The sequence below is a fragment of the Bacillus sp. LR_5 genome, from assembly GCF_042709275.1.
In genome coordinates this window covers 1-7,478 of sequence record NZ_JAVAXX010000297.1, presented here as the reverse complement: position 1 = coordinate 7,478, position 7,478 = coordinate 1, and the positions used below count along the sequence as shown (strand labels likewise).

Here is a 7,478-nt window from a genome sequence, read left to right as displayed (position 1 = left end):
TAAAGGATTGTTTTTTCCGGCTAAGGATAATGGTTTTTTTGCTGTGCGGAATGTCTCCTTTGACGTGTATGAGGGAGAGACAATCGGCTTTGTAGGGATAAACGGGTCAGGGAAATCGACCATGTCTAACCTGCTGGCTAAAATTATTCCGCCGACCAGCGGTGAAATTGAAATGAACGGCCAGCCGTCGCTGATTGCGATTGCTGCCGGTTTAAATAACCAATTGACGGGCCGGGACAATGTCCGGCTCAAGTGTTTAATGATGGGGTTAACCAATAAAGAAATTGATGATATGTACGACAGCATCGTGGAGTTTGCCGAGATTGGCGATTTTATTAATCAGCCGGTTAAAAACTATTCCAGCGGTATGAAATCGCGTCTCGGTTTCGCGATTTCCGTGCATATTGACCCTGACATTTTAATTATTGATGAAGCGCTCTCCGTAGGGGACCAAACGTTTTATCAGAAGTGTGTAGACAGAATTAATGAGTTTAAAAAGCAAGGAAAAACCATTTTCTTTGTCAGCCACTCCATCGGCCAGATTGAAAAGATGTGTGACCGCGTCGCTTGGATGCACTACGGCGAGCTTCGTATGTTTGATGAAACAAAAACGGTTGTCAAAGAGTACAAAGCGTTTATTGACTGGTTTAATAAGCTGTCGAAAAAAGAAAAAGAGACATATAAAAAAGAGCAAACGGAAGAGCGGAAGAAAGAAGATCCTGAAGCGTTTGCCCGTTTCCGCCAAAAGAAGAAAAAGCCGAAATCCCTGGCTAATGCTGTTCAAATTGCTATTTTGTCTATCCTGACGGTTTTTACTGCAGGAACAATGTTCTTTAATGCCCCGCTTCGTACAATTGCTTCGTTTGGCGCTATTCCGCAAAATGAAGTGAAGAACCATCAAGGCGATGCAAAGGGCAAGGCAGAGGAACGCTTAACCGCAGTCAACAAGCTAGGGTTTATAGCAGATGAAAAAGCGTCTGCTTATAAGGATCAAGATTTGAAACAGAAGGCTAATGTTACACTGCCATTCGGTACCGGGGTGACGGTGGCTGCAAAAGGCAAACAAGCAGCGAAAATAAAGTTTGACGGGCAGTCTTATTTTGTGAAAAAGAGCGCTGTGACAACAAACGTGAAACATGCTGAATTGCGGGCTGCTGCCTTTACACCTTATGTCTCGCAAAATGCAGCATCTTCCTATGAATACTTTCTGAAATTCCTGGGAGACAGCAGCAGCAGCATCCAATCGAAATTGAATGGATATACTGAAGGAGATACAGCTGACGGCAGAAAAACGCTGGATTTTGATTATGAAAAAATCAGTTATGTGCTGGAGAATGATAGAGCCTCTGAGCTTATCTTTCACAACATTTCTCCTGTTACTCCGGCGTCACTATCTTTAAGTGACAGTGATGTATTGTATGACAGCAGCAAGAATCGTTTTCTTGTGAATACAGCTGATCAGGTTTTTGCAGTTGATAATGAAGAGCATACGCTGACCTTGATGTCGAAATAAGAAAAGGCTATTGGATGAATGTCCAATAGCCTTTTTGCTTAGATTTCTTCTTTGTTTAGTAAACCTTCCATAAATGGAACGAGCTGATCGCGAAGCTCTTTATCCTGCATCGCAAACTCAAGAGTTGTTGTGATAAAGCCCAGCTTTTCACCAACATCATAACGCTTGCCTTCAAAGTCGTAAGCAAACACTCTTTGAATTTCATTTAGCTTTTGAATGGCATCCGTCAGCTGAATTTCTCCGCCGGCGCCAACCTGCTGCTCCTCTAAGTACATGAAGATCTCAGGTGTGAATACGTAACGGCCTAAGATGGCAAGGTTAGAAGGTGCAGTGCCTTTAGGCGGCTTTTCAACGAAGTTTTTCACCTGGTAACGGCGGCCATCACTAGTCAGTGGGTCGATTATGCCGTAGCGGTGTGTTTCTTCGTCAGGCACTTGCTGAACACCGATAATAGAAGAAAGTGTTCTTTCATATTCATCCATTAATTGGCGTAATCCAGGTGTTTCTGCTTGAACAATATCGTCTCCAAGCAGGACCGCAAACGGCTCATCGCCAATAAAGTTGCGCGCACACCATACAGCGTGTCCGAGTCCCTTAGGCTCTTTTTGGCGGATATAGTGAATATCAGCCAGGTTAGAAGCTTTTTTCACTTTTTCAAGGAGTTCAATCTTTCCTTTTTCTTCTAAGTTTCTTTCAAGCTCAGGAGAGTAATCAAAATGATCCTCAATCGCACGCTTGCTTTTTCCTGTTACGATAATAATATCCTCAATACCGGCTTCAACAGCTTCTTCAATTATGTATTGAATGGTTGGCTTATCAACGATAGGAAGCATTTCTTTCGGCATTGCTTTTGTAGCCGGCAAGAATCTCGTTCCGAGACCTGCGGCAGGGATTATGGCTTTACGTACTTTTTTCAATTTCAAAGCACCTTCCTTAAAAACAGATTTAGGGTTCAGCTTTATGTATGCTGAGTATTTAAAATGTTTGAGTTTCTTTTCTCATCAATACCCTATTTTCATTCTGTTAAACACATTTAATCATATAAGAAAAACCAATATTAAACAAGAGTCAATTCAGTAACTTTGAGATCAAGGAAATACTAAAAAATAACATCAATTGATAGAGAAACCGGTTTACGCTGACCTAAAAAATCTATAGATGTAACTGCTTCCTCATCTCTAGAGCCAGCTCAGTAAAAATGATATAATGTAGTTCTGAAAATGTGACTGTACGAATTTTTTCGAAAGGTAAAAAATAGATGATGACGATGAAGGTTTCTACCCCAAAATTAGCATATGTTTGTTCAAGACTGCAGGCTGCAAAAAAGTTTAGTATTAATACAATCGATTGGAATTATCCAATGGAAATTGTCACTTTTAATCATGAGCCTAATGGGCCTTCTTCTTTTAAAGATGCTGCTGTTATCAATATGTACAGCTACTTTAAAGGATATGAACCTCAGAAAGATAAAATTAAGCATCCGATTGAACAAGAAGGTTTAACATATATTCAAGAACCGAACAAGCCCATTTACCGCTATTACCATAATGGGCGTTATATCAAATACCAAAGGTTTACAGCATCAGGAGAACTTGCTGTTATTGATTACTTTAATGAAAACAGGCAAAGGTTTAAAAGAGAAGAATACGATTCATCCGGCTATGTACACAGTTTAATGTACATGAATCTGGAGACTAACAAACCGAAGCAGCATCTTTACTTAAGAGCAGATGGCACCTGTTATATGACCAAATGGTATAAGAATGATGAAACAACTGAAAAAATTGTCATTTTTGACGAAAAAGAGAATATAGTCAATGTATTGTATTCAGAAAATGAACTTTCCTATTATTTTCTAAGCCGCTTGATAAATAAGACGGAATATTTATTTTTAACATCAGAATTCGAGATATATAAAACACTGAAGTCTCTTTCGGTTAAATGTTCATCCATGTACTTAGGTTTTATAGAGACGAATGAGCTGTTAGACAATCCTGAAAAGGAAATAGGCCACCTTGATGCGTTCGTGGTCCCTTCATTGAAGAGATATCATGACACGATTGAAAAAACGGGACCTCGCACAAATATTTACTATGTTTCTGAAGAACCATTTACCCGCAAACGTTTTGTAGACAAACTAATTGATCAGGTGCCTTTTAATAATCACTTAAAAGATATGGATGTTGAGCTGTTAACGGCAGAATGGCAATCAAAATCCGACTTATATTTGTCAGCCAAGGTCGAGTTTAAAGGCGACGTTCCGACCCATTCTGTAGGCCGTCACAAAATGTATTGGAAATTAAAAAATAAGAAGAGCGGTACTGAAATTACATATAACGCAAAAGTAAGCAGTGAGGAAGAGCTGATGTTTACTGTAAGCGGTACTCTCTATGTTCATTCTGTATTAGATCAGCTGTCCATGATTGAATTGTATCTCTGTTCAGAGTGGGATAATAGCTTCTTTGCATCGAGTGTACGAGTCACCGATCCAAAGGAAATTCCATCATCTGAACAAAGTATTTTGGGCTGGCAAATTACTTTGGCAGTAGAAAATAATTATTTGCATGTTCATACAGCCGAGGGACTTAGGAGAAAATTAATGAAGCGGCTGTTTGCAAAAAAATAGCAGAGAAAGCTTTACCAAAAGAAGGGGCTTGAAGATGAGAAGGATCTTTTCACTAATATATGAAATAGACATTGAAAAAGGCGGCATTACAAGCTCTATGATGTCAAGATCTTTTACATTTGCGGAGCGCGGCCATAAAATCGATTTGGTCACACTTGATTTTAAAGACAATTATGATCAGATTGAGAAAGAGCTGAAGAACGCAGGAAGGCTGCATGCTGATGTAAATATCCTTAATATTTATGATGACTATAAAAATCAGCATAAGCATATAAAAGTCGGGAATGCACAACAAAGTTATTATGAACAAAATCGCAATCGCTTTGAAGAACCCTATGCCGTGTATCATAATGAGGAAAAATTAGAAACGGAATACTTTAAGAATGGTTTATATATGAAAAAGAAAAAGTGGGATGAGTTGGATAACCTTTTATATGTAGATCACTTCAATGAAAATATGCAGATGACAAAGCGGGAATACTTTCATGACGCTTATGTAAATAAAACGGTATTATTCGATACGAGAAGCGGAAAAATCAATCAAATTCACTACACAGCACCAGACGGCTTTTGCTATTTAACGGAATGGCACCATTTTAATACAGGAGCCAGCCAAGGAGTTATGCTGTTTGAACGAGATGAAAAGGAAGCTGTATTTTTCAAAAACAAGCACACGTTTCATACACATTGGCTTGAGAAGATTTGTGAAAAAGAAAAAGACCCTATTGTCATCTGTGATGGAGTCGGAAGTGCTTCAAAAGTCAATGAAATGCGTGATGGATTGGCAAAACGATATTACTGTGTTCACTCAAATCATTTAGATTATCCTTATACGTTGGGCAGCAAAGTTCGGAAAAATCATCAATACGCGATGGAACATATTAAAGATTATGACGGGCTGATCGTATTAACGAATGAACAAAAGGAAGATATCATGAAAGACTTTGAGTCGAACAATAATATTTTTGTTATTCCCCATGCCCCAAGAAGACTTGAAAAATTACAAACGTATGAAAAAAAGAAAAACGAATTTGTCATGGTGGCCAGATATCATGAAGAAAAAGGGATTGATAAGGTCATAAAAGCAATGGAAATCGTAAAAAAATCTCGGCCTGATATTGTCCTTAATATTTATGGCAGCGGTCCTGGCCACGAGCAATATCAGCAATTGATCGATGATCTCCAGTTAGATAATGTGCATTTAAAAGGGTATATCGCAAATCCTGCTCCATTTTATCAGCAGGCGCTTGCCACTTTATTAACATCAAAATTTGAGGGGTTCAGTCTTGCCATTTGTGAATCGTTTTCGTGCGCAACCCCGGTCATTAGTTTTGATGTGAAATATAGCCCTAGAGAGCTCATAAAAGAACACGAAACGGGAATGCTTGTAGAACCTGATCATATTGAAATGCTTGCTGAGAGTATCATTTATTTGTACGACAACCCAGAGAAAGCCATTCAATATGGAAAAAATGCAAAGAATTTAATGGATACCGAATATAGTGAAGTCCGATTGTTTGAAAGATGGGAAGAAGTATTTGAAATGACGAAATAGTGCATTTCTATACCATTTTTGTTCATTATATGAGCTTTTGTGAGGAAATAGAAGCGGATAAGGATAGAGGTGTAATGTTGAAAATTACTGCAGCAGTACCCACATACAACTCAGAACATTTTATCTCCCGCTGCCTGGATAGTCTGGTTCAACAAACCATGCCGAATAATGAGTATGAAATTATTTGTGTAGATGATTGTTCTCAGGATGGCACGGTTTCAATATTGAAAAAATACAGTGAACAGTATTCTAATATAACGGTTATTGAACGAAAGGAAAACTCGGGAGGGCCGGGAGAACCAAGAAACCAAGCCATACGTGCTGCGAACGGTGAATACATCTTTTTTATTGATTCCGATGATTATTTAGGAATTGAAGCGTTTGAGAGAATGTATCAATTTGCACAACAACACGATTCAGATATTGTGCTTGGAAAAATGGTCGGTGTAAACGGCAGAGCGGTCCCGCAAGCTATTTTTAAAGAAACAAAACCTGAGGCGGATCTTGTTAAATCTCCGCTTGTCTACTCAATTGGCCCGACAAAACTTTTTAAAGTTTCACTGCTTAGAAAGCATGACATATATTTTCCATCTAATATACAGGCCACAGAGGATCAGGTATTTGTCATGAAAGCTTATATAAAAGCGGACAAAATTTCTGTCTTGGCCGACTATGATTATTACTACGCTGTACAGCATGACGGCGAGCATATGACATTTGCATATGTTGCGCCTCAAAACTACTACGGTGCAATGAAGGTAATCATAGATATGATTTGTGAGAGCCGTCTTTCTCATACCGGCAAAATGAAGTTTATGGCGAAGTTTATAAATCGCCATTTTGATTTTTCCAGAACAACGGACTTTACCGTAACGATCGAGAGTGAGCAGGAACAGCAAATATGGATGACAGAGCTGCATCATTTTGTTGAACAAAATATTCCGCGGGAAATTGACAAGCTTGTTCATTCCCATACGCGGTTAAAATTATATTTTGTACGTCAGAATGACTTAAAGGGCTTGAAGCAGTTTGAAGCTGATAAAGAAAATATGACTCAATTTACGTCTGTTGAAAATGGTCATATCATAGCAAACTATCCCAGCCTTATGTCGTATCAGTTAACAGAGAATGAACGGATTATTGATGACAGAAATAAAATCAGTCATTACGTGAGCAAATTTCAAATGAAGAACGATACTTTTTCATTAAAAGGGTCGGTTACCCACACGGCTTTACAACCAGAGCAACAAGCTATGCAAACTTTATTAGGCATTTGGGTGCATCGCGAAAGAAAAACTGAAAAAATCATTTCTCCGGTATATTCTAAGGACGGAGAATTTGAATTTCTCACGAAGTTTACTGATTTGGCTGTTCATGAAGAAGATATTGGTGTTTGGGACTTCTTTATTGAATCGGAGATAGACGGGTATAAAAAACGCGCCCGAATTGGCAGCAGCAGAGAACCGTATCCTTATTCAAAACACGCTAAATATATTGGGAATAACGGGAAATACGCTTTTAGCGCAAGGCCATACTTTACAAAAATATACGATAATCTGTCTGTGGATATAAGAAAGCAAGAAGTTTTGAAAGTGGAATTTAAAAATAATGATTCAGATTTAACGTTCGTATTTCCTGGAAGCCAATTGTTCTTTCCGAAGCAATCCTTATTATTGCTGGAATGCAATAATCAAGAGTTTTTAATCCCAATAAAAAATCAAATCAGTTCTGTTGATGGGACAGTGATACAGGTTGACCGGAATCTAGTTGAACAAAAGTTTGCC

5 protein-coding genes are annotated in these 7,478 nt (G+C 38.5%); 4 read left to right on the top strand and 1 reads right to left on the bottom strand.

Annotated elements, in window-relative coordinates; genetic code table 11:
• Positions 1-1,513 (top strand): ATP-binding cassette domain-containing protein (locus RAC86_RS32370; RefSeq protein ID WP_377886475.1); only part of this gene is annotated, 1,513 nt, incomplete at its 5' end.
• A 38-nt stretch (positions 1,514-1,551) separates the two neighbouring features.
• On the opposite strand, the gene galU is transcribed toward RAC86_RS32370, so the two are convergent.
• The gene (gene galU / locus RAC86_RS32365) at positions 1,552-2,430 is read right to left on the bottom strand and encodes a UTP--glucose-1-phosphate uridylyltransferase GalU (protein ID WP_061186418.1); all 879 of its coding nucleotides are present in this window, start codon (positions 2,428-2,430) and stop codon (positions 1,552-1,554) included.
• A gap of 341 nt (positions 2,431-2,771) precedes the next feature.
• Between galU and RAC86_RS32360 the strand changes: the two genes are divergently transcribed.
• The 3 genes from RAC86_RS32360 to RAC86_RS32350 all read left to right on the top strand — a co-directional run.
• Positions 2,772-4,139: an alpha-glucosyltransferase N-terminal domain-containing protein gene (locus RAC86_RS32360; RefSeq protein ID WP_072565361.1), complete on the top strand. Its 1,368-nt coding sequence runs from the start codon at positions 2,772-2,774 to the stop codon at positions 4,137-4,139.
• Between the two features lie 34 nt (positions 4,140-4,173).
• Positions 4,174-5,694, top strand: a complete 1,521-nt coding sequence (locus tag RAC86_RS32355) for a glycosyltransferase (RefSeq protein ID WP_072566788.1) — start codon at positions 4,174-4,176, stop codon at positions 5,692-5,694.
• 74 nt (positions 5,695-5,768) lie between these two features.
• Positions 5,769-7,478 (top strand): glycosyltransferase (locus RAC86_RS32350; RefSeq protein WP_377886473.1); only part of this gene is annotated, 1,710 nt, incomplete at its 3' end.